The 26,580-nt window shown below is 72.0% G+C and carries 21 protein-coding genes; 9 read left to right on the top strand and 12 right to left on the bottom strand.

All coding sequences use genetic code 11. The features are described 5' to 3' along the window. Positions 1–241: 241 nt before the first annotated feature. The 3 genes from ACWGUG_RS01965 to ACWGUG_RS01955 all read right to left on the bottom strand — a co-directional run bounded on the left by ACWGUG_RS01965 (position 242) and on the right by ACWGUG_RS01955 (position 5,828). A complete protein-coding gene (locus ACWGUG_RS01965) occupies positions 242–1,354 on the bottom strand; it encodes an ABC transporter permease (protein WP_452323662.1) in 1,113 nt (370 codons plus the stop codon). After that, positions 1,351–2,235: an ABC transporter ATP-binding protein gene (locus ACWGUG_RS01960; protein ID WP_452323661.1), complete on the bottom strand. Its 885-nt coding sequence runs from the start codon at positions 2,233–2,235 to the stop codon at positions 1,351–1,353. The genes ACWGUG_RS01965 and ACWGUG_RS01960 overlap by 4 nt, the downstream gene beginning before the upstream one ends. A 131-nt stretch (positions 2,236–2,366) precedes the next feature. Next, on the bottom strand, positions 2,367–5,828 hold the full coding sequence (locus tag ACWGUG_RS01955; RefSeq protein WP_452323660.1) for a hypothetical protein: 3,462 nt from the start codon (positions 5,826–5,828) through the stop codon (positions 2,367–2,369). Positions 5,829–6,170: 342 nt separating this feature from the next. On the opposite strand from ACWGUG_RS01955, the gene ACWGUG_RS01950 reads away from it, so the two are divergent. Continuing rightward, positions 6,171–6,740: an NADPH-dependent FMN reductase gene (locus ACWGUG_RS01950; RefSeq protein ID WP_452323659.1), complete on the top strand. Its 570-nt coding sequence runs from the start codon at positions 6,171–6,173 to the stop codon at positions 6,738–6,740. Positions 6,741–6,857: 117 nt separating this feature from the next. On the opposite strand, the gene ACWGUG_RS01945 is transcribed toward ACWGUG_RS01950, so the two are convergent. Together ACWGUG_RS01945 and ACWGUG_RS01940 are read right to left on the bottom strand one after the other, a co-directional pair. After that, positions 6,858–7,625: a response regulator gene (locus ACWGUG_RS01945; protein ID WP_452323658.1), complete on the bottom strand. Its 768-nt coding sequence runs from the start codon at positions 7,623–7,625 to the stop codon at positions 6,858–6,860. After that, entirely contained in the window at positions 7,622–8,890 is a 1,269-nt protein-coding gene (locus ACWGUG_RS01940) for a sensor histidine kinase (RefSeq protein WP_452323657.1), read from the bottom strand. Before ACWGUG_RS01940 ends, ACWGUG_RS01945 begins: the two co-directional genes overlap by 4 nt. A 154-nt stretch (positions 8,891–9,044) precedes the next feature. Here ACWGUG_RS01940 and ACWGUG_RS01935 point away from each other — a divergent pair, with 154 nt between their 5' ends. Genes ACWGUG_RS01935 through ACWGUG_RS01925 form a run of 3 tightly spaced genes read left to right on the top strand, consistent with a single transcriptional unit; the run spans position 9,045 to position 10,842 of the window. Continuing rightward, positions 9,045–9,482 carry a VOC family protein gene (locus ACWGUG_RS01935; RefSeq protein WP_452323656.1) on the top strand — a complete coding sequence of 146 codons (438 nt, stop codon included), beginning with the start codon at positions 9,045–9,047 and terminating at the stop codon, positions 9,480–9,482. Further along, on the top strand, positions 9,482–10,195 hold the full coding sequence (locus ACWGUG_RS01930) for a winged helix-turn-helix transcriptional regulator (protein ID WP_452323655.1): 714 nt from the start codon (positions 9,482–9,484) through the stop codon (positions 10,193–10,195). Before ACWGUG_RS01935 ends, ACWGUG_RS01930 begins: the two co-directional genes overlap by 1 nt. Before the next feature lie 29 nt (positions 10,196–10,224). Further along, positions 10,225–10,842, top strand: coding sequence for a dihydrofolate reductase family protein (locus ACWGUG_RS01925; RefSeq protein ID WP_452323654.1), 618 nt, complete (start codon positions 10,225–10,227; stop codon positions 10,840–10,842). Between the two features lie 103 nt (positions 10,843–10,945). Here ACWGUG_RS01925 and ACWGUG_RS01920 read toward each other — a convergent pair whose 3' ends face one another. Further along, entirely contained in the window at positions 10,946–11,785 is an 840-nt protein-coding gene (locus ACWGUG_RS01920; RefSeq protein ID WP_336394219.1) for an exodeoxyribonuclease III, read from the bottom strand. A 135-nt stretch (positions 11,786–11,920) separates the two neighbouring features. Here ACWGUG_RS01920 and ACWGUG_RS01915 point away from each other — a divergent pair, with 135 nt between their 5' ends. The 4 genes from ACWGUG_RS01915 to ACWGUG_RS01900 all read left to right on the top strand — a co-directional run bounded on the left by ACWGUG_RS01915 (position 11,921) and on the right by ACWGUG_RS01900 (position 16,846). After that, positions 11,921–14,200, top strand: a complete 2,280-nt coding sequence (locus tag ACWGUG_RS01915) for a hypothetical protein (protein WP_452323653.1) — start codon at positions 11,921–11,923, stop codon at positions 14,198–14,200. A 274-nt stretch (positions 14,201–14,474) separates the two neighbouring features. Next, positions 14,475–15,305 carry a hypothetical protein gene (locus tag ACWGUG_RS01910; protein WP_452323652.1) on the top strand — a complete coding sequence of 277 codons (831 nt, stop codon included), beginning with the start codon at positions 14,475–14,477 and terminating at the stop codon, positions 15,303–15,305. A 40-nt stretch (positions 15,306–15,345) separates the two neighbouring features. After that, positions 15,346–15,924 (top strand): orotate phosphoribosyltransferase, encoded by a 579-nt coding sequence (pyrE, locus tag ACWGUG_RS01905; RefSeq protein WP_378878843.1) that lies wholly within the window; start codon positions 15,346–15,348, stop codon positions 15,922–15,924. Positions 15,925–16,051: 127 nt separating this feature from the next. Continuing rightward, positions 16,052–16,846 carry a S1 family peptidase gene (locus tag ACWGUG_RS01900; protein WP_336394223.1) on the top strand — a complete coding sequence of 265 codons (795 nt, stop codon included), beginning with the start codon at positions 16,052–16,054 and terminating at the stop codon, positions 16,844–16,846. 122 nt (positions 16,847–16,968) lie between these two features. Here the strand turns inward: ACWGUG_RS01900 and ACWGUG_RS01895 are convergent, their stop codons facing one another. After that, a complete protein-coding gene (locus tag ACWGUG_RS01895) occupies positions 16,969–18,273 on the bottom strand; it encodes a cellulase-like family protein (protein ID WP_452323651.1) in 1,305 nt (434 codons plus the stop codon). Next, entirely contained in the window at positions 18,270–21,551 is a 3,282-nt protein-coding gene (locus ACWGUG_RS01890) for a DUF5107 domain-containing protein (protein WP_452323650.1), read from the bottom strand. The genes ACWGUG_RS01895 and ACWGUG_RS01890 overlap by 4 nt, the downstream gene beginning before the upstream one ends. Before the next feature lie 94 nt (positions 21,552–21,645). On the opposite strand from ACWGUG_RS01890, the gene ACWGUG_RS01885 reads away from it, so the two are divergent. After that, positions 21,646–22,509 (top strand): helix-turn-helix domain-containing protein, encoded by an 864-nt coding sequence (locus tag ACWGUG_RS01885; RefSeq protein ID WP_378878837.1) that lies wholly within the window; start codon positions 21,646–21,648, stop codon positions 22,507–22,509. Here ACWGUG_RS01885 and ACWGUG_RS01880 read toward each other — a convergent pair whose 3' ends face one another. The 4 genes from ACWGUG_RS01880 to ACWGUG_RS01865 form a co-directional block, all read right to left on the bottom strand. After that, the gene (locus tag ACWGUG_RS01880; RefSeq protein ID WP_452323649.1) at positions 22,510–23,412 is read right to left on the bottom strand and encodes a carbohydrate ABC transporter permease; all 903 of its coding nucleotides are present in this window, start codon (positions 23,410–23,412) and stop codon (positions 22,510–22,512) included. It lies immediately after the preceding gene. Continuing rightward, on the bottom strand, positions 23,406–24,368 hold the full coding sequence (locus ACWGUG_RS01875; RefSeq protein WP_452323648.1) for a carbohydrate ABC transporter permease: 963 nt from the start codon (positions 24,366–24,368) through the stop codon (positions 23,406–23,408). Before ACWGUG_RS01875 ends, ACWGUG_RS01880 begins: the two co-directional genes overlap by 7 nt. 59 nt (positions 24,369–24,427) lie before the next feature. After that, entirely contained in the window at positions 24,428–25,756 is a 1,329-nt protein-coding gene (locus ACWGUG_RS01870) for an ABC transporter substrate-binding protein (protein ID WP_452323647.1), read from the bottom strand. Positions 25,757–26,001: 245 nt separating this feature from the next. Beyond that, positions 26,002–26,574, bottom strand: coding sequence for a YdeI/OmpD-associated family protein (locus tag ACWGUG_RS01865; protein WP_336394230.1), 573 nt, complete (start codon positions 26,572–26,574; stop codon positions 26,002–26,004). Positions 26,575–26,580 lie beyond the last annotated feature (6 nt).

The raw sequence follows: 26,580 nt of genomic DNA, 5'->3' as shown, positions 1-26,580 counted from the left end.
GGTCGCCCCTTCCGTCAGAGGTGAGGAAGCCGGTCGACGCGAGGGCAGTGCGGGCTTGAGGTGGTGGCGTGCTGGCCGGAGTGCGTTCGGTGGCGATCCCTCCGCGGGCGGGCAGACCCGCGCCGCCGCCGCCGCGCACCTGCGCAACCGACCATTGCTCGTATACCCCGCCCGCGCCTCCCGCCCGCGGAGGCGCCTCAACCGACGCGCCCCAGCCCCCGCGGCATCCGCGCCCCGCCCGTCAGCCGGCCAGCGCCTCCGAGAGCTTCACGCGGCCGCCCATGCGCAGCAGCGAGTTCTGGTAGATGCGCGCGGCGATGAGGATCGCGGCGACGCATGTCGCGATGAGGATCGCGATCGACACGAGCGGCTCCCACCACTGCGCCTGGCCGAGGAAGATGCGCATCGGCATGCCCACCGGCGCCGAGAAGGGCACGTACGACATGATCGCGAGCACGACCGGGTTGTCGTTGAAGAAGATCACCAGGAAGTACGGCGCCATCACGAGCATCGTGAGCGGCATCGTGGTCGAGCCGATGTCCTCCTGGCGCGACACCATCGACGCGGCCGCTGCGAACAGAGATGCCAGCAGGATGAAGCCGAACAGGAAGAAGATCGCGAACCAGGCGATGGGCCCGCCGAGTCCCTGCAGCAGCGCGGTCTGATCCGTGACGGTCAGGCCGATGACCGCGATGGCGGCGAGGATCAGGATCTGGCCCATCGCGAGGATCGTGTTGCCGATCACCTTGCCGGCCAGCAGCGACCGGACGGGGATCGCCGAGATCAGCAGCTCCACCACGCGGGTCTGCTTCTCTTCGACGACGCTCTGCGCGATCGTGCCGCCGAACAGCGACGCGGCCAGCAGGAACACGATGCCGAAGCCCACGGCGGCGATGTAGCCGAGCGCGGCGTTGCCCTCGTCGGGATTCAGCAGCTCGACGGGCGGCACCTGCGCGAGCTGCAGCAGCAGCGTCGTCGGCGGGGACGAGTCGGCGATCACGGCGAAGCCCAGCGGCGACGACGGGTCGCCGACGACCCCGGCGTCCACGGTGCCGTCGGCCACGAGCGCCTCGGCGGCGGCGCGGTCGTCGACGTCGGTGACGTCCAGGCCCTCCGCCGCGGAGACGTACTGCTGCGCATCGGCGGTCACGGCCACCGGCGTGCCGGTGCTGTTGGAGGCCTGGAAGCCCGCCCAGATCACGAGCGCGAGCGCCCCGATGAACAGGATCGCCGTCGAGATCACGAACGCCTTGCTGCGCAGCTTCGACCCGATCTCGCGCTCGGCGACGAGCCAGATCGCCTGCCCGCTGCCGAGGGTCGCGCCGCTGCCGCGGGTGGTGCCGGTGGTGCTCACTGGATGACCTCCTTGAAGATCTGAGCGAGGGACGGATGCTGCGGCGCGAAGCTCGCCACATCCCCTTGGGCGACCGCGCGCCGCAGCACCCGCTGCGCGGTCTCGTCGGTGTCGGCGTCGAACACGGCGTAGCCCCCGTCGAAGTCGAGCACCTCGACGCCCGGCTCGGTGCGCAGCCAGCCGGCGTCGCCCGCCGACACCAGCTCGAAGCGGCGCGTCGAGTGCTGGGCGCGCAGCGTGTCGCGGGCGCCGGCGGCGCGGATCGTGCCGCCGGCGATGATGACGAGGTCGTCGCAGAGCCGCTCGACGACATCGAGCTGGTGCGACGAGAACAGCACGGCGGCGCCCGCCGCGGCACGCTGCTGCAGCACGCCGGCGACGACGTCGACGGCGAGCGGGTCCAGGCCCGAGAACGGCTCGTCGAGGATCAGCACCTGCGGGTCGTGCACCAGCGCCGCGGCGATCTGCGCGCGCTGCTGGTTGCCGAGCGAGAGCGTCTCGACGTTGTCGTTCAGGCGCTCGCCGAGTCCGAGCCGCTCGAGCAGGGCCGTGGCGCGGGCGGTGGCATCCGTCTTCGAGAAGCCGTGCAGCCGCGCGAGATAGACGATGTGCTCCAGCACCTTCATCTTCGGATAGAGCCCGCGCTCTTCGGGCATGTAGCCGAAGCGGCGGCGGTCGGATGCCGTCACCTCGGCGCCGTCCAGCGTCACCGTGCCGCCGTCGCCGGCCAGCACCCCGAGCACGATGCGCATCGTGGTGGTCTTGCCGGCGCCGTTCCCGCCGACGAAGCCGGTCAGGCGGCCGGGACGCACGTCGAACGACACGTCGTCGAGCACGCGGCGCCCGCCATAGCTCTTCTCGATCCCGCGGAGCTGCAGCATCCTGAATCCCCTCTCCGGCTCGGCTGACCGAGTCCGTCGAGATCACCGTACGGAAGCCGCGAGCACCCCGCCTCCCCCTGCGGAAGGAGACGGGTCCGCTCGGCGGTGGAATCACCCGCGGTCGGCCGCCGTCACTCCAGGCGCCACGAGGCGACGAGGTCTTGGAAGACGTCGCCGTGCGGATCGGCGCCGTAGTAGACACGGACCCTGAGCGTCGTCACCTCGTCGCCGTGCTGCGCCTGGATCTCGCGCACGACCACGGGATCCACCCATTCGTCCGAGACGTAGGTGAAGACGACCTCCTCCGCGGCGTCCGCGCCGTCGACGACCGCGGCGGCCCGCGACACGAGTGCGAACGAGGGGAAGTCGCCGCTCACGCCATACCCGGCTATCGCGCCGGCGACGTGCTCGTCGAGGGTGCCGGCGAGCATCGTGCGCTCGACGGACACGGATGCCGAATCGCCGACGCAGTCGCGGGCCGTGAGAAGGGGCCCCGCGCCACCGGGCGGCTGGGTCGCGGCATCCCAGTCCTTCGGCACTGTGAGGCGGAATCCGGCTGTCGAGACCTCCCCGGTCAGCGGCTCGACCGCTGAGGGCGCGCGATCGAGGACCATGTCGCGGAGGACGTCGGTGTCGGCCTGATCCGTGGTCGCCACGAACAGGGCGCCGCCGCACCAGTAGCCCTGGGTGTAGGGGAACAGCGCGACCGCCGCGGCCTCGTTCTCGTCGTCGACGCTGGTGAACAGCGCCCGATAGCTGGGGCCGCCCAGAAACCAGCCGTCCTTCTCGACCACCGCCTCACGGCCGGCCCACTCGGGGAAGGCGAGGTCGAGCTGCCCGCGGAGGAACTCGTCCGACCGCACGTAGGGGACGACCCCCTCCGCCCGGCGCACCGTCACCCCGGAGTCCTCCGCCGGGCCGACATGCCACGTGGTGCCGGACTCCCACTGCGACTCCCAGCCCTCGGGCGCGACGAGGCTGACCCCGACCCAATCCGCTTCCAGGCGCGTCATCCCTGCCCTCGGCTCCCTGGGCACCACCTCGGACTCCCACCGGCGCCCGTCGGCATACACATCCGCCCGATACTCGCCCGCGGGCAGCATCGCGGTCGCGGAGTACGGCGTGCCGAAGTAGTCGCCGACCTCGGCGGTCTCGAGGCTCGGCTGGGCGAGCACGGCCCACACGTCACTGTCCTCGCGCCGGTGGAGCCACACGACGACCGCCTTGCCGGCGGCATCCGTCTCGAGTTCCATGTCCTGACCCCACACCCGCAGCGCGGCGTCTTCGGCGACGGCCGGGAACGTTCCCTCCGCCGCGACCTCACCCATGACGGCGAGGCGGTACGCCTCCACCTGCTCGGGATCGACGGGCGTGCGGGAGGCACCCGTGAGCAGCTCGAGGTCGGAGAGCGCTGCGAGTCTCAGCACAGCCCGCTGCTGCTTGTCGTCCAGTCCGCCGCCCGCGCAGCCGGCAGTGGGTGCGAGGCAGCGGCTGACCTCTTCGTATGCCTCGAGCGCGGCCGCCGGCTCGCCCAGGGCGGCGAGCGCGAGGGCCCGATTGGCGCGTGCGGTGTGGACGGTGCTGCCGGCGAGGCGCTCGTCGTCGGCGATCTCCTGCAGCGCGGCATCGGTGAGGCTCAGGCCTTCGTTCAGCGCGCCGCGGTCATCGTCGTAGATCCCCGTCAGGATCAGGTACCACCCGAGGTCGGCGCGCCGTGCCGGCCCCGCCGGGCCCGCCTGCAGCGCCGCGCGCAGGTCGGCGACGATCTCGGGCAGCACCTCGCGCGAGGTGTCGCCACTCCATGCCGGCCACTCGTACGTGGCCGCCGCGCAGTCGAGGGCGTAGGCGCGGGCGGCGTGCACGGGGCCGTGGCGGTCGAGCACGCGCACCGCCTCGTCCAGGGTGTCGTGCCAGCTGTCGACGGTCTGCTCGGGGTCGCAGGCATAGCTCTCGGCGCGCGCGACCGCCATCGCGTGCGCCGCGAGCGTCTCGCGATCGGGAGGATCCGACCGGGCTACCATGTGCGGCACGGTCGAGAGGGCGAGGGCGATCCCGACCAGCGCGCCACCGGTGCCCACCGCGAGCAGCGTCTGCGACGCCCGCGGCGAGCGGTCCCTGCCGGTGGCGAGCGCGAACATGAAGCCGCACAGCCCGAGCACGACGAGCGAGACGATGAGCCGCGACCGGTCCGCGGACCACGCGCGCGCGTCGGTGCGCGAGAGCGCGGCGAGCATCTCGCAGGCGCGCGCCGGCTCCTCGCTCTCCATCAGGTACGCGCCGACCCACTCCCGGTAGCGCGAGATGTCTTTGAGGTCGAGGCCGCCCAGCGCGGCCCCGGGCGTGATGACCGGACAGTCCTGCGACACGTGTTCGGTCGCCGAGGCCTGGATCTCCTCGCGCAGATCGGTCTCCACCTGCAGGGTGAGCCGATCGAGCTCGGTCCACCGCGCGCCGAGGGCGGCCGCATCCTCGCCGTCCCCCGACACGGCCTGCGCGTGCTCCGCGGCCGTCCACCGCGCATCGGCGACCGCCAGCAGCGCCAGCCTGCTGAGGTCGCGGAGGGCCGTCTGCCGGCCGACGTGCTCGAGCTGCTGCGCGAGCGCCGCCTGGCGATCGGCATCCGCGCGCACGTCGCGCTCGCTGACGGCGACGGCCGCCAGCGTCGCGGCCGACGCGGCGAAGATCACCAGGGTCACCGCCCCGGCGATCTCGGCCCACCACTTCGCCCGGGTGCCGGCCTCCTGGCTGTCGGCGGCGGTGCGCCGGCCGCGCATCCGGCGGGTCCAGAAGATCTCGGCCAGGAGCGCCGCGGCGACCGCGCCGAAGACGATCGCGGTCGCCACCGGGTCCACCGTTGCGACGAGGAGGATCGTCATGCCCGACACCAGCGCGAGGGCGGCGGCGCCGAGCGCCCACAGCCGCCCGCGGAGGACTCGGCCGCGCGCGATGAGCCGCGGCCGGGCGGAGCGGTTGCCGAGCTCGTCGGCGATGATCAGGGTCGCGACGGTCGCCGCGAACAGCACGCCGGCGAGCATCGAGAGCAGCTCCTGCCGGTTGATCCGCTCCGCCTCCCGCGTCGCCTCCGCGGCCCCCACGGCGGGCTGGGAGTCGGTGGAGAGGTCGAGCAGCACCCGCCGCTCGGCCCGCTGCGCCGAGTAGCCGATCTGCTCCTCCTGCTCCTCCTGTACCGCTTTCTCCGCCTGCTCGTCCTGCTCCTCCTGCTCGGCGTCGGCCACAGGGCAGCTGTACAGCGGGTCGCCCTGGATCAGCGGATCGAGCGACTCCATCGCCAGCGACGCCGCCACCAGCTCCGTGGTCTGCGGCGCCGACGTCAGCAGGGTCCCCTGCACCGCGGCGCGGGCGATGGACGCCTCGCAGTACTGGCCGAGCAGGAAGGAGTCGTGGGCGACGAGCGTCTGCAGCCGGCCCTCGTCGCGGGCGGCCTCGGCCTGCAGCGTGCGGGCATGGCTGAACGCCTCGTCGGCCTCCTCCCCGGCGCGCGTCGCCTGGTAGGCCGCGAACGCGCTGAGCGTCGTCGCGATCGCGATCGCGGTGACCAGCGCCGTATCGCGCCGCAGGAAGAGCGTGCCCACGCCGACGAGCCGTCGGACGGGGCGACGTGGTCGGCGTGCCGGTCGCGGGCGCCCCGAGTGCGCGTCGCCCGGCTCGTCCGGTGGCGCCGTCGGATCGACCACCTGGACCCCCATCCCGATGCCCGCTGCCGGCGGATCCCCGCTCCGCCGAACCTGCCGCGAACGTTACTCGCCGGGCTGAGGCGCGACAAGGCGTGCCGCTGGGTCCACACGCCGCCCCCACCGTCACACGGCGACATCTTTCATGCGACGGAATAGATCCCAGATTCATGTGCTTGCATGGAAGTGGAATGTCCACGGTGGTCCCCGCCGGGGACCTTTGTCTTTTCAAGGAGTGAATCCATGTCCGACCGGACCATCGGCTACATCGTCGGCAGCATCTCGTCGACCTCGATCAACCGCCGCCTCGCCAAGGCGCTCGAGCGTCTCGCTCCCGAGGGCACGACGCTCGTCGAGATCCCGATCGCGGACCTCCCCTTCTACTCGCCCGACTACGACGCCGACTTCCCGCAGGTCGCACGCGACTTCAAGGAGGCCATCGACGACGTCGACGGCGTCATCATCGTGACCCCCGAGTACAGCCGCTCCATCCCCGGCGTGCTCAAGAACGCCCTCGACTGGGCCGCCCGCCCGTGGGGCCAGGGCTCGTTCAACGGCAAGCCCACCGCCGTCATCGGCACCTCGCAGGGCGGCATCGCCACCGCGGCCGCGCAGCAGCACCTCAAGGCGATCCTCAGCCACTACAACGCCCCGACGCTCGGCCAGCCCGAGGGCTACGTGCAGACCACGCCGGGCCTCTTCGCCGAGAACGGCGAGGTCACCAACGACCAGACCGCCGAGTTCCTCGTCGGCTACCTCGAGGCCTTCGGCGCACTCGTCGACCGCTACGCCGCGGTTCCCGTCGCCGCCTGACCCCCTCGCCGGCGGCGTCCGTCGCCGGCATCGTTCCAGCCGATCGGATGCCTCGACCCGCCGGCCCCTCGCGGGCCCGGGTCGAGGCATCCGTGGCTTCGGGCGTTGCCGCGTGTGTCAGGCGAGGCCGTGCCGGTGGGCGTACACCACCGCGGCGACGCGGTCGCGTGCGCCGAGCTTCTGCAGCACGTTCGAGACGTGCGTCTTGACCGTCGCCTCGCCGATGTAGAGGCGCTGGGCGATCTCGGCGTTGCTCATCGCCTGCGCCACGAGCCGCAGCACCTCGGTCTCGCGCTCGGTGAGCTCGACCGCCGGCGCCGCCCCGGCGCGCTGGCCTGGCGTCCGCTCGGCCGGTGAGACCCCACCCACGGGACGAGACCCTGGGGAAACCCCGCGGTCTCGTCCGCCGATTGGGGTCTCACGGTCGACGCCGGGAGCCGGCTCCCTGGGCGGCGCGACGGCGAAGCGCGCGATCACGCGGCGCGTGACCTCGGGGGCGAGCAGGGCGTCGCCGGCGGCGGCGACCCGCACGGCCGAGATCAGCTCCTCGGGCCCGGCGTTCTTCAGCAGGAAGCCGCTCGCGCCGGCCGCCAGCGCGTCGAAGAGGTAGTCGTCGCGGTCGAACGTCGTCACGACCACCACGGCGGCGCGCGACTCGGCGTCCGCCGTGATACGGCGGGTGGCCTCGAGCCCGTCCATGTCGGGCATCTGCACGTCCATGCAGATCACGTCGGGGCGGAGAGCGGATGCCGCCGCCACCGCCTGGACGCCGTTCGCAGCCTCGCCCACCACGGCGATGTCGCCAGCCGACTCGAGGATCATCCGGAACCCCGCCCGCATCACGGCGTGGTCGTCGACGAGGAGCACGCGCACCGGAGCGCTCACGCGTCGACCTCCGCGCGCGCAGGAACGGGCACGCGCAGCCGCACGAGGAACCCGCCGCGGCCCCGCGGGCCGACCTCCAGCTCGCCACCCGACGCGGCGGCGCGCTCGCGCATTCCGACGATCCCCAGCCCCGGGCGCACGGCCAGGGCGAAGCGGCCGGTATTGGCGACCTCCAGCTCGACGGCGTCACCCGCGTAGCGCAGGCGGACGTCGGCGGTGGCATCCGGTCCGCCGTGCCGGCGCGCGTTCGTCAGCGCCTCCTGCGCGACGCGGTACACGTTGACCTGCACGAGCTCGGGCAGCTCGACCGGCTCGCCGACGACGGTCAGGGTGGTCGGCAGGCCGTTGTCGTTCGCGTGGGCGACGAGGTCGGCGAGGCCCGTCAGGTGCACCGTCGAGCCGCCGTCGGCGTCGCCACCCGATGTCCGCAGCGTCTCCAGCAGCTGCCGCAGCTCGACGAGCGCAGCGCGGGCGGACTCCTCGACGCCCAGCAGCGCCGCGCGCGCGGCATCCGTGTCCCGTTCCAGCACGGCGCGGGCGGCGCCCGCCTGCACGCCCATTGCCGAGACGTGGTGCGCCACGACGTCGTGCAGCTCGCGGGCGATGCGCACGCGATCGAGGGCGACCGCCTGCGCGGCGGTGACCTCGCGCTCGCGCTCGAGCTCGCGGGTGCGCTCCTCCAGCGCGGCGCGTGACATGGCCGCCGCGTACGCGTGGTCGCCCATGTAGTACGCGCCGCCGAAGAACGCCGCGTTCACGAGGAACTGGATGAGCATGTAGGCCGCGAACGGCGAGAACGCGCCGGCGCGCGACAGCGTCTCGTCGCTGGGATCGATCGCCGCCTGGAAGGTCGTCACGAGCAGCCACAGGAACATGCCGACGATGACGCCCACGCGCACCCACAGGGCGCGGCGCCGGTCGTCGACCCACGCGCCGACGGTGTACATGGCGATGAACATCGAGATGTTGCTGACGTACACGTCGGGGATGCGGAACGTCACGCCGAGGAAGAACACCACCGCGATCGCCACGACGACGATCTCGGGGAACCGGCGGCGCGCGGCGAGCGGGGCGGTGAGCCCGAGGCTGTAGAGCAGCGCCCACTGCATGCCCCCGGTCGCATCGTCGCCGTAGATGCCGGCGACCGACCCCAGCGCGCTGCTCAGCACCGCCGCGACGAAGAGGCCGGCCGCCAGCCAGACGTCGGCGCGGAGCTCCTGCGGTGTCGGACGCGGCCGCGCGGTCGAGGGCGGGAGGTCGGGCATCCCTCCACGCTACGGCGGGGGCGCAGGCGCGGCATCCCCCGCGAGGCGGATTCACCGCACCGAACCTGCGGGACTTGTTATTGACAAGCACGCTTGCTTTTTGCAACCATGGACGCGTCGCCACCCCGGCGCCCCTGCCTGAAGGAGCAGAGCAATGACGCACATCTTCGTCAACATCGCCACCAGCGACCTCGAGCGGGCGAAGGCGTTCTACACGTCGCTCGGCGCCGGCATCAATCCGCTGTTCACCGACGAGAACGCCGCGTGCATCGTGTGGGACGACAACGTCTACTTCATGGTGCTCACCAAGGAGTACTTCTCGACCTTCACCGATAAGCAGATCGCCGACCCGCGCACGCAGGCGCAGGTGCTCATCGCCCTCAGCCGCGACTCGCGCGAGGAGGTCGACGAGATCGTCGAGACCGGCCTCGCCAACGGCGGCACCGAGCCGACCGAGCCGAAGGACTACGGCTTCATGTACAGCCGCGACCTCGAAGACCCCGACGGCAACGGCATCGAGTTCGTCTTCATGGAGCCGCAGGCCGCCGAGCAGGGTCCCGACGCGTACGTCGCGGAGCAGGCGAAGGCGTAGTGGCAGCCCGCAGCTACGGACAGTACTGCGGGGTCACGACCGCCGTCGAGCTGATCGGCGAGCGGTGGGCACTGCTCATCGTCCGCGATCTGCTCGTCGGCCCCCGGCGCTACACCGACCTCAAGCAGGGGCTGCCCAAGATCCCCACCAACATCCTCTCCACGCGGCTCAAGGAGCTGCAGGAGAGCGGCGTCGTGCGCCGCGTGCCGCTGCTGCACTGCGGGCTCGTCTACGAGCTGACGCCGTACGGCCGCGAGCTCGAGCCGATCGTGCTCGCGCTGGGCCGGTGGGGCTTCCAGCAGATGGGCGACCCGCAGCCCGACGACGTCGTGACGGCCGACTCCCTGACGATGGCGCTGCGGACGGCGTTCCGAGCGGATGCCGCGGCCTCGCTGCCGCCCGCCGACTACGAGGTGCACGTGGCCGACGTCGTCCTGCGCGTGCAGGTCGACCGGGAGCGGCTGCGGATCGCGCAGCTGCACCCCGCGGGACGCCCCGTCGACCCGCGGCTGGGCACGCAGGCCTCGACGGCGGGCGAGCCCGATCTGACGTTCGCGGCGGGCCCCGGCATCCGTCGCGTCATCTCGGGCGAACTGACCCCGGCCGAAGCGATCGACCAGGATGTGCTCGCGGTCGTCGCCGGGGATGCGACACTTCTCGAACGGTTCGCGCAGACTTTCCGCATCGAACCCGGCTCCGCGCTCGCCGCGTGAGCCCCGCCGCCTTCTGAAGGGACACGACAATGGCCGGTCGCATCCACATCGACCTGTTCACCACGCTCGACGGGGTCGCGCAGGCGCCCGGCGGCCCGCAGGAGGACACCACGGGCGGCTTCCCCTACGGCGGGTGGCAGGCGCCGTTCCCCGACGAGGTCATCGGGAAGACGATCTGGGACGGCATCTCGAACCTGGACGCGCTGCTGCTCGGCCGCCGCACCTACGACATCTTCGCGGGGTACTGGCCGAACCAGACGGGCGGCATCGCCGAGGTCTTCAACCGCGTGCCGAAGTACGTCGCCTCGCGCGGTCTGCCGACCCTCGACTGGGAGGGCTCGTCGCAGCTCGGCATGGACTTCGCGCTAGAGGCCGAGGCGCTGCGCGAGCGGCACGAGAGCATCCACGTGATCGGGAGCGCCAACCTCGTCCAGACGCTGCTCATGGAGCAGCTCTTCGACGTGCTGACGCTGTGGATCTACCCGGTGGTGCTCGGACAGGGCAAGAAGGTGTTCCCCGAGGGGTGCGCCCCCGCGAACTTCACGCTCCTCGAGCCGGCCGTCACCGGTCCGAGCGGCGCGGTGCTGCTGCGGTACGGTCCGGTCGCCGGAGACGTGCGGACCGGAGACATGACCGCGGAGGACTGACCGGGGTCGCTGAGATCTCGATACGCGTGCTCGTTCCTCGCGCGCTACTCGATCTTGACCCGGCGCGCATCAACGCTCGTACCTCGCATCGATCCGCGCCGCGTCAGAAGATCATCGGGCGGTCGTCGTCGTCGGGGCCCTCGAGGTCGAGGTCGACGACGACGGGGACGTGGTCGCTCGGCAGCTCGCCCTTGCGCTCGTTCCGGTGGATGGTCGCGCCGGTCACGGCGTCGGCGATGGCACGGGACCCCAGGATGAAGTCGATGCGCATGCCCTCGTTGCGGGGGAACTTCAGGCGCTTGTAGTCCCAGTACGTGTAGCCGGTGGGGATCAGCGGGCGCACCACGTCGTGCAGGCCGACGGCCTCGAGCGCGGCGAACGCCTCGCGCTCGGGCGGTGACACGTGGGTCGAGAAGCCCGGCACGACCGCGGGGTCGCCGTTGTCGGCATCCGTCGGCGCGATGTTGAAGTCGCCCACCAGGGCGAGCGGCAGGTCGGGATCCGCGGCCAGCGAGTCGGACGTGTACTGCGCGAGCGCCGACAGCCAGTCGAGCTTGTAGTAGTAGTGCGGGTCGCCGAGCGAGCGGCCATTGGGCACGTACAGGCTCCACACCTCGACCCCGCCGACGGTCGCGCCCATCGCGCGGGCCTCCTGCGGGGCATCCGGCCCGTTGTGGCCCTTCTCGAAGCCGGGCATGCCGGGGAAGGCGGTGCGCACCTCGGTGACCGGCTCGCGGCTGGCGATCGCGACGCCGTTCCACTGCGAGAAGCCGTGCGCCTCGACGTGGAACCCCGCCTCTTCGAACCGCTCGAACGGGAACTGCTCGGCCTTGCACTTGATCTCCTGCATCGCGAGCACGTCGATGTGCTCGCGCACCGCGAAGTCGACGATGCGGTCGACCCGGGCGCGGATCGAGTTGACGTTCCAGGTGGCCAGGCGCATGGCCTCCAGCCTAAAGCGGGCGGCCGACGTCGGAAGGACGCGAGCGGATGCCGCCCCCCTGGCGTATCACCCGTTCGGGGAGGAGTCTCCTTCTTGTCAGCGGCCGCGTCCGCGGTCGGGAAAGCGAGACCCACCATGGACCACGACTGCGGCTGCGGCCACGGGGCGCAAGCCGCCCACGACTCCGCGCCCCTGGAGTTCGACGCCGACGGGGAGCTCATCCTCCCCGATCCCGTCATCCGCCCGGAGATGCTCACCCGCGCGTGCCCCATCGGCACGCTCGACGGGTCCTGGCTGCTCGAGCTCGAGCGGCGCACCGTGTTCGGCCCCGAGGTGCGCGGTGCCATGCGCATCGAGGTCGGCGCGTCGTCGCTGCGCGTCTCGGGGGACATGTACTCCCGCCGCGTCTTCCCTCCCGTGCTCACGGAGGTGGAGCGCCCGTTGCCGTTCCCGCTGCCCGAGCCCCGGCCGCAGCCGTTCGGCGGGGACGCCGAGGCCGACGGTGCCGAGCCGGATCCGGGAGAGGACGACGCACCGGTGCTGTCGGAGCTCACGGCGTTCAACCTGCGCTGGTACCCGGCGTTCCCGTCATCCCAGTACACCTGGTACTTCCGGTCGAACGGCGCGACCTACGCCGGCGGCACGCTCACCGTGCAGATCGTGCGGCACCTGTGGAACCGCACCACGCAGGAGTTCGTCTCGACCGACACCGGAACGCTCACGCTGCGCTGCCGGCGTCCGCTCGTGGTGACCGCGACCAGCGCCCTGCTGGGCTCGTCGCAGCGCATGACGGGCACGCTGTCGATCGGCGGCACGGTCACGAACGTCACGGCGTCGAAGACCTCGCCGATGTACCGCGGATGCCGCATCGAGGTCGACGCCATGGTCAACCGCGCGTTCCCGGCATCCGCCACCATCGGCTCGGGCGCGGCGGCGTCGGTGCGCTCGGTGTACGCGTCGGCCGGATGGGACGTCACCGTCGTGACCGACGAGATCAACGTGCCCGAGGACGCCGCGCTCACCAACGCCGAGCTCGCGACGCTCATGACGGGGCACCGGCAAGCGGTTGCCGGCGACGGCTGGCGCCTGTGGCTGTTCGTCGGGTCGGCGCAGGGCGGGCTGTTCGGGATCATGTTCGACGACGACACCGTGCCGCGCGAGGGCGCCGCCGGGTTCGCCGACGTGCGGCTCGGCAACGATTCCTTCATAGCCGCCGGCGCGCGGGGCCGACCGCTGGACGAGGTGCCGGCGGCGTTCCTGCGCACGCTGGTGCACGAGGCGGGGCACGCCTTCAACCTGTGGCATCCGAAGCACGACGTGCACAACCCGGGCATCGGCACCGAGATCATGAACCAGACCGGCGACGTCATGGGCTTCGCCACCTCGGCGAACCCGTACCCCGGCAACGCCTCGTTCCTGTTCTCGGACCACGACCGCACGTCGCTGATCCATTCGCCCGACCCGCAGGTGCGACCCGGCTGGAAGAACTTCGGCTGGGGCCACGGCGACCTGTCGGCGGGGCTGCCCGCGCCGGTGGACGCCGCGGGCCTGTGGGGCGACCAGGGCGACGACGGTCTCGAGCTGACGGTCGCGATGCCCGCGCAGGCGTTCGTCGGCGAGTACGTGACCGCCGAGGTCGTGCTGACGAACGTCTCCGACCAGGCGCGCACCGTCACGACGCTCATCAACCTGTCGGAGGGCGACCTCGTCTTCCTCCACACGCCGCCCGACCACTCGCTCCAGCATCTGGTCGACGTCGCCATCGGCTGCGGCCCGCGGCCGATGGCTGTCCTGCAGCCGGGTGAGTCGATCCGCAACCACGTGCAGGTCTTCTTCACCAACCAGGGGGTGACCTTCACCGAGCCGGGACGCCACACGGTCGCCGCCCAGCTGGAGGTCGATCCGGTGACCACGGTGCGCTCCGCGCCGGTGACGGTCGACGTGCGGGGCCCTGCCTCCGATGCCGAGGTCGACATCAGCGCGAAGACGCTCACGCCGGGCGTCGGCCGTGCGATCGCGCTGGGGGACTTCGCGACGGATGCCTCCGCCCGCGCGGTCCTCACGGACCTGGCCGAGCAGCACAGCGACACCGACACCGGCGCCGCTGGAGCGCTGGTGCTCGCGAACGCGCTGGCGCGGTCGTTCTCGGACTTCCGCACCCGCGACGTGCGCGAGGCCGCGCCAGACGACGCGGCGCACTTCCTCGAGCTCGCGCTGCAGGGCCGGTCGGCCGAGCGTGTCGCCGCGCTGGCGGTGACCGTCGCGAGTCCGACGGAGAAGGAGGCGCCGGTCGTCGCCGACACCATCGCCGCGCTGAAGGCGCGCGCGAAGGGCGGTGCCCGCTCGGCGGCAGGCAAGGACGTCGCCGAGGCCGAGCGCATCGCGGCGGACTTCGTGTCGCCCGAGGGCCGCTGATCCGGGGTATGGCTGCGGTTCGACAGGAGAAATCGCCCTCCGCGGGAGGTTGGAACGCTTCAGCGTCCTGTGGAGGGCGGTTTCTCCTGTGGAGGTGACACAGAGCCCGGAGACGGTCGGGCGGGAGGTTGCGCTGCGCGTTCAGCGAGGGCCCCGCGCCGGTTCGACAGGAGATGTCGCCTTCCACAGGAGGTTGGAACGCTTCAGCGTCCTGTGGAGGGCGGATTCTCCTGCAAAGGGTGACACAGAGCCCGTCCAGGGGAAGGATCGAGCCGTGACGAAGCACGCGGACGGCGGCGGGCTGGAGCTGCGGCTCCGGCCGGCCTCGGCCGAGCCCGCGCGCGGCACGGCCCCCGGCGACGCGCCGGGGACGGCGCGCGGAGACGCGCCCGGGGCAGAGGCGCGGAGCGGCCCGCGGGCGAGTGCAGCGGCCGCATGGACCGTTCCCCTCGATCGCATCGCCTACGCGGACGCGGAGCTCGTCGCGCGTGAGGCGGCGACGGTGAGCGCGCGGCTGAACATCGTCGAGGGAGACCTCGAGATCTTCGTCACGCCGCCCGGCGGCCGGCCCGTGCGGGCGGCGTGGCCCTGGCCGGTCGACTCCGCGCCGCGGTCGGTCGAACTGGCGCCGGGGGAGTGCCTCGTCGCCTCCGTGCCGCTGCTGTCCGCGGGGAGCGCCCCGCTCTTCCCGGCGCCCGGGCGGTACGAGCTCGTCGCGCGGTTCGCGGCGCGGCCGGGACTGACGCTCGAGTCGAACCCGGTCGCACTCGTACGCACGGCGCCCGAAGACGCGGCGATCGCCGCCGGACTCGGCGACCGCGACGTGCTGCAGAGCCTGCTCGGCGCCGGCGTGATCGGTGCGGCCTCGGCGCAGCTTGAGAAGATGGCGGATTCGGACGACGTCGGCACCGCCGCGGCGGCGAATCTGGCGCTCGGCCGGACCGCGGCGCTCGCGGGAGCCGCCGACGATTCGGCGGTCGCGCGCGCCGTGGCCGCGCTCCTGCCGCCCGGTGCGACCGGCCCCGACGAGCGTCGCGACGCCGTCGCTCCGCGTGCGTCCGCGCGCGACGCCGCCGCGCTCAGCGGGCGTCCGCTCGCCGAGTGACCCGCATCGGCCGGGGCGCGGCATCCGTAGACTCGACGGCATGACCGTCGCCTCCACGCCCGCCCTCGAAGCCGACCGCCAGTACCTGATCGCGCTGATCCAGGACGAGGCGGTCTTCCACGGGGACTTCACCCTCTCGAGCGGGAAGAAGGCCACGTACTACGTCGATATGCGCAAGCTCACGCTCGATCACCGTGCGGCGCCGTCGATCGGGCGCATCATGCTCGACCTCATCCGCGACGTCGACGGCATCGTCGCGGTCGGCGGACTCACCCTCGGCGCGGATCCCATCGCGAACGCCGTCATGCACGAGTCGGCGCGCACCCACAAGCCGCTCGACGCGTTCGTCGTGCGCAAGGAGCCGAAGGACCACGGGCGCGGGCGCCAGGTGGAGGGGGCGGATGTCGCGGGCAAGCGCGTCGTCGTCGTCGAAGACACCTCGACCACCGGCCAGTCGGCGCTCAAGGCCGTCGAGGCGCTGCGGCGCGAGGGCGCCGAGCCGGTCGCCGTCGCCGTGATCGTGGACCGCAAGACCGGTGCCCAGGCGGCCGTCGAGGCCGAGGGCCTGCAGTGGCTCGCCGCGATCGACCTCGACGACCTCGGCCTCCAGCCGCAGTAGCCCGCGGGCCGTCGATCGGCGCGGCGGTCGCCGGAAGGCGCCGCACTCGCGCGAGCCGAGTGTGTCCGCTTGTCGACTGTCCGATGGCGATGGCATGCTCGTCCGCAACCCACGGAAGGGGTGTGGAATGCGCAAACCCGCGCTCGCTCTCGCTGCAACCGCAGCGGCACTGCTGTTCCTGTCCATCGGCTCTCCGGCCCAGGCCATCACCGACGGCGTCCCCGACGGCGACGGCCATCCCCACGTCGGCATCATGGTCGCCCAGGATGAAGAGGGCACGCCCATGTGGCGCTGCAGCGGCACGCTGATCTCGCCGACGCTGTATCTGACCGCCGGCCACTGCACGTTCGGGGCCGACCAGGTACAGATCTGGTTCGACGACGACCTGCGGGATGCCGCCGCCCATCAGTACCCGAACACCGGCGAGGTGTCGGGCACGCCGTACACGCACCCCGAGTACGACGACGCGCTGTTCTACCTCCACGACCTGGGCGTCGTGGTGCTCGACGAGCCGGTTTACGTCGACGAGTACGGCGTGCTGCCGACGCTGAACCAGCTGGACGCGCTGAAGACCGACAAGAAGTCCGTCACCTTCACCGCCGTGGGCTACGGACTGCAGAAGAGCTTCCCCGACGCGGCCTCGTGGAAGACCCAGGCCGAGCGCCTCCGGATGGTGTCCTACCCCAAGCTGATCTCGATCAACACCGGCTACACCGGCGACGGCTCGCTGATCCTCTCCAACAACGCGCACACCGGCGGAACCTGCTCCGGCGACTCCGGCGGGCCGAACTTCATCGGTGACTCCAACGTGATCGCCGGGGTCACCTCCTTCGGCAAGAACTCGACGTGTGCGGGAACCGGCGGCGTGTACCGCGTCGACCGCGCCGACGACCTCGACTGGCTGGCGACCTTCACCGGCTGACGCGGCCTCGGGCGTGGGGGAGAGGCATTCGCCGCCCCCGCGCCCGATGCCTCAGCCGCGCCTGCCGGGGCAAGACGCCTGCGGCGGCGGTGGTGGGGCGCTGAGCGCTCGGGACCGGAGCCTCAGCGGGCGAGGATCTCGGCGTTGAGTTCGCGCTGCCAGTCCCGCAGCCGCCACATCGGGTGGTGCGGCGCGGCGTTCGAGCACAGCACGACGCCCCACACGCCGTGATCGAGGGCGGTGCGCACGCCGTGCTCGGCCAGGGCCAGGCCGATCGGGCCCTCCTCGAACGTCCCGTGCAGCGGCGTGTAGCCGACCCAGCCCTCCCCGACGATCGCCGGAACACTCTGCCAGCGCGCCCACGCGGCGATCGCGATGGTGCGCGAGGCGATCTCGCGACGCATGACCTGCTCGTACGGCGGGTTGTGGCCGACGAGCCAGGCGTCCCACGCGGCGGGGTCGATCCAGTCGTAGCCGTAGATCATCTGGTCGGTGACGACGGTCGCGCGGTACTTCCACTCCTCGGCGCGGCCGTAGTCCGCGACCGGCGGGGCATCCGACCGCAGCAGGGAACGCAGCGCGGCATTGGGGAAGCCTTCGCTGCCCTCCGAACGGATGTCGACCCGTTGCTGCAGGGCGTCGAGCACGCCGTAGCTGTAGACGTGGAACTGCGCGGCGCCCAGTCCGTCGGGGAGCCGGTGCATGGCGAGGTGCGGCGGCTTGCCGTAGCTGGCGGTGATGAGCAGATCCGGATGCTGCGCCCGCAGCCGCGCCACCTCCTCCGCTCCGCCGTCCTCGAGCGCGGGCAGGATCGAGAAGTCGACCTCGTTGTGCAGCTCCACGAGTGCGATCCGCTCACGGTGGCCGTGCTCGGTGAGCCACCCGATCATCGCGTCCCATGCGTCGGAGAGGACGCGGTAGCGCTCGGCGAGCGGCACCGCGTCGATCGCGTGGAACCATGCGGGAGAGGCGGCGAACGCGGTCGACTGCTGGTACTCCCAGCTGGCCAGGATGATCACCATGCCGTGCGCCGCGGCGGCCTCGAACAGCGCCAGAAGTCGTGCGCGCAGATCGAGGCGGAAGCCGCCCGGAGTGTCGTACCAGCGGGTGCGCTGGCCGAAGTACCCGCCGGCGGGGGAGGCTCCGAGCCCCTCGATCTCGAGGTCGCGGGCGAGGTCGTCGAGCCCCAGCCCGCCGAAGAGCAGCAGCGGTGCGGCGCAGATGCGGATGGCGTTGTAGCCGAGGGATGCGGCATCCGCCATCGCCGCGCCGAGATCGGCGTACGGCTCGCCTGGACCCGCCTGCGTGTACCAGGAGAAGTCCCACAGGGTGATCGTGAGCCGCTGGGGCAGGTGCGCCGGCACCCTTCCGGTGAGGGACGACTCGTCGCGCTCGATCGTGCCGGATCCCAGATAGCGCTCGGTCATGCGTCGATCCTTCCCGCGGTGCGGACCTCGGTCGCCGAGGCGGCCTGCCGCGCGCGCCCTCGTGCGGCGAGCCGCTCCAGTTCGTCCGCCGTCGCAGCCCGGATCGATGCGGTGTCGGAGTCGAAGGGCGTGAGCTCGGGCACCGAGGTGGCGAAGTAGTCGACCTCGTCCCTCGCCGCGCGCAGGGCGGCCGCGCGCGCGTCGAGGGCGTCCCAGGCGGCGCTCGCCGCAGCGGCGTCGCCGAGGTGCAGGTGTGCGATGCCCTCCCAGTACGTGGTCTCGTCGGCAGGGCGCGGGTCGACGGCGAGCGGCGTCGGCGCGACGGCTTCGCGCCACGCGTCGGCGGCGCCGGCGGGGTCGCCGGCCGCTTCGCGCGCGAGACCGAGGAGCATCCACCGCCGCACCGGACGCTCAGCGGGGTGCCGTCCCTCGCCGAGCGACCGCGGCGGCGCGAATCCCGCCTCGAGGAGGGCCGCTGCCTCTGCCGGCGACGCCGGGAGCATCCGCTCCGCGAGCGTGCACGCGGCGCGATCGAACGCCGCGATCACCCGTCCTTCGCCGCCTTCGAAGGGGCGGAACCGCCGTGTGCTGAGCAGGCGCCAGGCGTCGTCGACCCGCCCCGCATCGAGCAGGAGGTTCGCGTGGCGCACAGCCAGGTCGTCGCGGACGTCGAGCAGCGCGGCGTGCCGCTCGAGCATGGCGAGGCGGGTGGCGGCATCCCTTCCGCGCCGTTCGGCGAGCACGTCGCGCTCGAAGACGAGGCGCGCTTCGGGTCGCAGGGCGAGCGCCTGTGCGAGGGCCGCGTCGGCACCCTCGTCATCGTCGGCGACAGCCACGAGAGCGATCGCGAGATTGCGCCACACCACGGGGTCTGTCGATCCGCCGGCGGTCGACGCGCGGAGGTGCTGCAGCGCGTCGGCCTCGCGGTGCGCGTCGAGCAGCCACATGCCGAGCAGACCGCACGCGACGACGTCGGTCGGGTCGTCGTCGATCGCCGCGACCAGAGCGTCGTACTGATCCAGGCCCGCGGGGAAGGCGAGCGCCGCCGACGACGCACGCGCGGACCGCCGCTCGTCGGCCGCCGCATCCGCCCGCCCGGCGCGCTCGAGCCAGTGCGCGCGCAGATAGTGGCGGAGCGGACCGGCGAGCCCCGCCGACGGAGTGGCCTCGAGGTCCAGCCCCGTTGCGGCCAGCGCCTCGTCGTACGCGCCGGCACGGGCGAGCTCGGCGCCGACGTCGAGGGCGGTGCGCGCGTCGCGCCGGGGCGGGTCGCCCCGCAGCGCCCGCGTCGCCGGGTCGAGCGGGTCGTCGGCGAGCAGGTCTGTCAGAAGGGCGACGGATGCCGCGTCCTCGCCGTGGCGCGCGAGTGCGAGCGCCTCGATCCGGCGCGCCTCCGGAATGGCACGCGCGGCACGCGCCAGCGCGAGAGCCGCGGTCGGGGACCCGGTGCGCAGGGCGATGCGTGCGCGCGCCAGGGCCGCCGCTCCGGCGAAGGCCGCGTTCCAGCCCGACTTCGCCAGCCACCGATCGGCGGCGTCGTCGTTCCCCAGCCGCTCGTGGACGAGGCCGAGGAGGTACGCCGTCTCGCCGTCGCGCGGGTTGAGGTTGCGGCGGGTGAGCCGGTCTGTCGCCGCGGTGAGAAGCTCGAGCGCCTCGGCGTACTGTCCGCGCGCGAGGTGCCACGCGCCGAGCGCGGTGGCGGCCCTCGAGTCGCCCGGATCGCGGCGCAGCGCCTCGCGCAGGTACGGCACCGCGGACCGCGTCGGGTGCCGGTACTGCAGCAGGTGCACCGCCGTGGCGTACAGCTCGTCGTTCGACGGGACGTCCTCCGGCTGGTCGGGCGCGGTCGCGGCCCACGGCTCGCCGGCGTCACCGGTGGGGGCGCGCCACACCACCAGAGGCGCGCCGGAGTGGATGACCCGCACCTCGAGTTCCGGGGCGTCCGCCGGGATCGCCGCGCCCGCCGTGAAGGGCGCATCCGGCGAGAGATCCGCCGTCCACGCCTCGACGAGCTGACCGCCGCGCCGCAGCTCGATCGAGGCGCCGGGCAGCGAACGCGTGGCGATCGCCGTGATGCGCGTGCCGTCGCCGTCGGCGCGGACGCCGAGCGCAGCATCCGTCGTCGCCTGCCGGACCGGGCCGGTGCCGTGGATCGGGTACCAGTACTGGCGGAAGCGTTTGGTCTCGCCCGGGAGCAGCCAGCTGAAGTCGGGCTGGTTGTCGGTGTAGACGCCCGCCATGAGCTCGACGTAGGGGCCGTCGCCGTCGGTGAGCTGATCGTCCCACGCTCGGCCGATCGGGCCGTCGCCCCACGTCCACTGCTTCTTGCCGGGTGAGATCGCCCGGTCGGCCCAGTGCACGAAGCCGGCGTCGGCGGCATGGTCGTAGCCGCCGAAGAAGTCGTCGTCGGTGTCGGTGATCATGTACGACGTCGGCACCGGGATGTTGCTGTAGACGTCGATGCGGTCGGCGTCGGCGTGCTCGGCGGCGCGCGCCGGGTAGTCGACGCCGTAGTACGGCCGGTCCGCCCGCGGGAAGGCGGTGATGGCGCGCCGGGCGTGGTCGGCGACATAGGCGACGTCGTCGGGGAAGAACGACTGGTACTGGTCGTGCGAGCGCGCGGCGACATTGGCCCACCACAGGAACGTCTGCGGCACGTCGGTGCGGTTGTGCAGTGCCGCTTCGAGCTCGATGAGCGAGGAGCCCGGCCGCAGGCGCACGCCGTGCACGGCCCGCATGCGCTGGAGCGGATCGAGGTCGCTGTGCCAGACGACGACCGCGCCGTCGTCTTCGCGCTCGATGCGCGCGTCGACCGGCAGGAACGTCGCCGGCCGGTGGTGCTGGGGCCAGTTGAACTCCACGCCGCCCGAGATCCACGGACCGGCCAGTCCGACGAGCGCCGGCTTGATGACGTTGTTGCGGTAGAAGAAGTCGTAGCCGGCGACCTTGTCGTAGCCGATGTGGATGCGGCCGCCGATGTCGGGCAGCAGCAGAAGGCGCACGTAGGCGTTCTCGAGATGGATCGCCTGCCACAGCCGCGGCGCCTTCTCGTGCGCGACGCTGTCGATCATCGGCAGCGGGTACACCTTGCCGCTGGACCCCTGGTAGACCCGGCGGTCGAGGAACAGCGGGAACGGGTCCGGCTCACCGGCCGCGTAGGTGTCGATCGACACCGGCTCGCTCCAGCAGGCGACGCCGCCGGCGGCGAGGAGGCGCGCCTGGTCGGCGGGGGCAGCGGGCAGTTCGATACGGCTCGGGGCGTCGGCGGGGGAAGTCACCTGGCAAAAGTACGGCGCGCAGGTCCGCGCGACAATGGGAGAACGCACGTCGAACCTGGATGATCCGCTGGTCGCCGTATGGCAAGATGCCGGAATGGAACGCGCCGACGGCTTCGAGCGGCAGCGGCTCAGTGTCGTGCCGCGCCCCCTCGTGGAGGCCGCACTTGTGCGCCCCGTCACGCGACGGATCCTGGTGACGGATGCCGGATACTTCCCGCGGGCCGAGCTGCACGGTCGTCATCGCCCGAGCGGCGCCGAGGAGACGATCGTCATCGTGTGCGTCGCCGGCTCGGGCTGGGTCGAGGCAGGCGGGGCCCGCCTGCGCGTCGGCAGCTCGACGGCGATCGTGCTCCCGGGAGGCATGCCGCATTCCTACGGCGCGGCGGCCGACGAGCCCTGGACCATCTGGTGGTGCCATGTGCGCGGCACCGATGTGCCCGAACTCGTCGAGGCTGCCGGCATCCGTCGCGACCGGGTCACCCTCTCGCTGCGCGAGGTGGACCGCGTGACCTCGCTGCTCGACGAGATCTCAGTCGCGCTGGCGCGCGACACCACCCCTGCTCGCCTGGCGGCGACGTCGGGAATGGCGTGGCGGCTGTTCACGCAGCTCGCGGTCGACCGCGCGCTGCCGAGCGAGGGAGCCCCGGTCGAACGCGCGATGCGCTATCTCGAAGACCGCATCGACGGCCGGGTGCAGGTGCCCGAGCTCGCCGCGATGGTCGGCGTCTCGCCGTCGCACCTCGCCGCGCTCTTCCGCGAGGCGACCGGCGGAGGCGTGCTCGCCCATCACAACGCGCTGAAGATGGCGCGTGCCCGGGCGCTGCTGGACACCACCCACCTGCCGGTCGCCGAGATCGGCCGGCAGGTGGGCATGGACGATCCGTTCTACTTCTCACGCCAGTTCCGGCGGACGCATGGCATGAGCCCGCGCGCGTACCGGGAACTGCGCAAGGGCTGATCAGCCCTTCGTGGCACCGGCCGTGAGGTCGGCGCGCCAGAACCGCTGCAGCGCGGTCATCAAGGCGACCAGCAGCAGTGCCGATACGGCGGAGCCCGCGACGACGAGCGAGTAGAACATCGGGTCGCGCTGGGTCTGGCCGTTCCAGAGAGTGAGCCCGAGCGTGACCGGGAACGTCGACGTGTCGTTCAGCATGACCAGCGGCAGCAGGTAGTTGTTCCAGATGGTCACGAACTGGAAGAGGAAGATCGTCACCATCGCCGGCATCATCATGCGGGTCGCCATCGATGCGAAGATGCGCAGGTCGCCGGCGCCGTCCAGGCGCGCCGCCTCGATGACCTCGTCGGGCACGCTCGCGTTCGCATGGATGCGGGCGAGGTAGACGCCGAACGGGCTGACCATGCTGGGCAGCAGCACCGCCCAGTAGGTGCCGGTGAGCCCGAACGTGTTGAGCAGGAAGTACAGGGGCAGGGCGATCACCGTCGCGGGCACCAGCACGCCGCCGAGGATCACCGAGAACAGCGCCTCGCGTCCGCGGAACGGGAACTTGGCGATCGCGTAGCCGCAGGCCGCCGAGAGCACCATCGCCACGAAGGCGCCCACGCCCGAGTAGATGATGCTGTTGAGCACCCAGCGGGTGAAGGCGCCGCCGTCCTGGGTGAACAGCGCGACGAGGTTCTCCCACGCCTGCGGCGAGTCGGAGAACCACAGGCCGAACGTGCCGAAGAGGTCGGCGGGCGACTTGGTCGCTGCGATCACGACCCACACCAGCGGGAGCAGGAAGTAGACACCGGCGACGATCAGCACCGCGTTGACGGCGACGGTGCTCACACCGCCGCGGGTGGCGGACTGCATCCGGGGCTGGGTCGTGGACTGCCTCCGGGGCTGTGCCGAGGTCACCATGCGCGGTTCCCCTTCCGGTTGACGAGCCGCAGGAAGCCGAACGAGAACGCGAAGCCGAGGATCGCGACGATGACGGCCATCGCCGCGGCGAGGTTCGGGTTGCCCTGCGCGAAGGCCTGGTTGTAGGCGGCGAGGTTCGGCGTGTAGGTCGTGCTGATGGCTGTGGTGAGCGGGCGCAGCACGAGGGGCTCGACGAACAGCTGGAGCGTGCCGATGATCGTGAAGACGGTGACCAGGATGATCGACGGCCGGACCAGGGGCAGCTTGATGTGCCAGACCGTGGCCCAGCCCGAGGCGCCGTCGACGCGCGCGGCCTCGTAGAGCTCGGAGGGGATGGCGTTCAGCGCCGCCATAAGGATCACCATGTTGTAGCCGGCGAAGCCCCACAGTGCGATGTTGGCGATCGAGAAGAGCACCGTGCCGCTGGCGAGCGGGTCGAAGCTCACACCTGCGAACCCGAGCACCTGCAGCACCGGACTGGTCGCCGGCACGTAGAGGAAGCCCCACAGCAGCGTGGCCACGACACCGGGCACCCCGTAGGGCGAGAAGTAGATGACACGGAACATCCGCGGGAGCCGTGCCCGCCCCGAGTCCAGCAGCAGGGCGAGCCCCAGCGCCGTGACCACCATGAGCGGCACGAGGATCGCCGAGAAGAGCACCAGGCGGCCCAGGCTCTCGACGAACGTGGGGTCGGACAGCGCACGGACGTAGTTGTCGAGGAAGACGAACACCGTCTCGGGAGCGCCGTAGCCGAGCCCGGAGCTGCGCGTGGTGAACATGCTCTGCACGACGGCATAGACGATCGGTGCCACGAAGAACGCGGCGAACATGACCACGAAGGGCAGCACGAGAACCCACACCGCGCCCGGCAGGCGTCGCCGGCGGCGTGGGGCGACAGGTGCGGATTCGGACGCGGGCCCGACGGCGGGCGCAGGGGTGCGGACAGCGAGACTCACGGGTCTTCTCCCAGGAAATGGCGACGGGGTGGGCCGCCGTGCAGCCCACCCCATCGGTGTCAGTCGACCGAGATGCCGCGCTCTTCGAGCGCCGCGACCATGTCGGCCTGGGTCTTGGCGTACGCCTCGGGCAGCGGTGTGCCCGCGTCGACGGCGGCCTTGACGTTGTCGGTGAGACTCGCGAAGAGCGTCGACGACAGCGGCGGCCAGGCCCACGACGTGTCGACGGCCTTGTCGGACTCGGCGAAGACGTCCCAGATGTCCTGCCCGCCGTAGAAGTCGAACACCTCCGGCGCGTCCTGCAGCGACGCGATCGCGCCGGTGTCGACGATCGACGGCCAGCCGGCGCCGATCTCGGTGAGGATGCTGACGCTGTCGGTGTTCGAGTTCAGCCAGACCGCGAACTCGGCGGCCTCCTCGGGGTGCTTCGAGCCCTTCAGCACGGCGTTGGCCGAGCCGCCGGCCCAGGTCGCCGAGACGTTCTCGCCGGCGTTCCACTGCGGCATGGCGCCGACCGCCCACTTGCCGGCGGTGTCGGGTGCGGTTCCGCGCAGGATCGCGTCGGCCCAGGAGCCCGAGATCCACGTGAGGATGTTGCCGTTCTGCAGGTCGGCGTTCCACTCGCTGGAGAAGTCGGCCTCCACCTTCACGAGGTCCTCGTCGATGAGCTTCTGCCAGAACTCGGCCACCTTGATCGTCTCGTCGCCGTCGATCGACACCGTCCAGGCGTCGTCCTCGGCGACGAACCAGTTGGCGCCGCCCTGCTGCGCGAGGCCGATCATCCAGGGTGCCTGGTTGAACGCGAAGGCGGTGATGTAGCGGTCCGGGCCCGAGGCGCGCACGACCTTGGCGGCCTCGTAGAACTCGTCCCACGTCTCGGGGTACTCGATGCCCAGCTCCGCGAAGATGTCCGCGCGGTAGAACTGGCCGAGCGGCCCCGACGCCTGCGGGATCGAGTACACCTTGTCGCCGAAGACACCGGTCTGCCACTGCCAGGGGACGAACTTCTCCTCGGCGTCGGAGACGTACGGGGTGATGTCCTCGAGGGCGTCGTTGATGAGGAAGTCGGGGATGGCGTCGTAGCCCAGCTGCACGACGTCGGCCGGGTTGCCGGCCTGGACCGCCGACAGCATCGTGGCGTAGCCGCCGTCGGGGCCGGCCGTGATGGTCTCGAGCTCGACGTGGATGTCGTCGTGCGCGTCGTTGAACGCGTCGACGGCACGGTCGATGTTCGGCACCCACGACTGGAAGTTGATCTCGACGGGCTCGCCGTCTGCGGGCTGGTCGGAACCCGACCCTCCTGCGCATCCGGCGAGGATCAGGACGGCGGCGACGCCGCCGGCGAGAAGGGCCGCCGCTCGGGTGCGACGACGAGTGGAAATGGACATACATGCTCCCTTGCGATGCAGACGGGACAGCCTCGTCTGGATGGTGCGCACCGAGATTACGTCGGTGTCACGCCAGGGAACATGGGCGAAGCGCGCCACCACCTGGACGATCCGATGGAGCGACGGTGGAGCGGGTCAGTCGCGCTTGCCGCGATTGCGCCACCACTGCCACAGGATCACGGTGAGCGTGCCGAGCAGGATGACGGCGCTCGTCAGCAGGAGCAGCGTCTGCTCGGTGTCGGAGATCATGGGCGCTTCCCTTCGGCGGCGTCGGCCACGAGTTTCGCGATGCGCGCGGCGCGCGTCTCGGGTCGGCGGGCGGAGTCGACGGCGCCGATGCCGACCTTGCGGGTCGACGGCGGGAAGGCGTCCCACGCCGCGCGGGCGGTCGGCTCGGCGTCGAGGGCGGCGGCGAGGTCGTCGGGCTCGCGCAGCGCCTCGGCGTTGTCGAGCACGGTCCATGCGCCGTTCTGCTTGGCGAGTTCGATGGCACGGATGCCGGCCTCCGCCAGCAGCCCGTCGGCCTCGAGCCGCGCGACCCGCGCCTTGTTCGTCGCTGCCCATCCGCTCGACGGACGCCGCGGCGCGAACCACAGCCCGCCGCGCTGCTCGTCGAAGGAGCGGACCGGCCCGTCGATCCACCCGAAGCACAGCGCCTGCAGGATCGCGTCCTCGTAGCCGACGAACTCGAGCCCGGAGCCGGGCCGGGCGCGGACGAGCCACGCTCCCTTGGAGGTGCGATGGTTCTCGGCGAGCCAACGGCGCCAGGCGGCGGCATCCGTCGCCTCCACCTTCTCGCCGTCGTCGAGCGCTCCCATGCTCGC

This window comes from Microbacterium sp. NPDC055455 (assembly GCF_053619935.1).
This window is presented reverse-complemented; position numbering and strand designations above follow the sequence as displayed.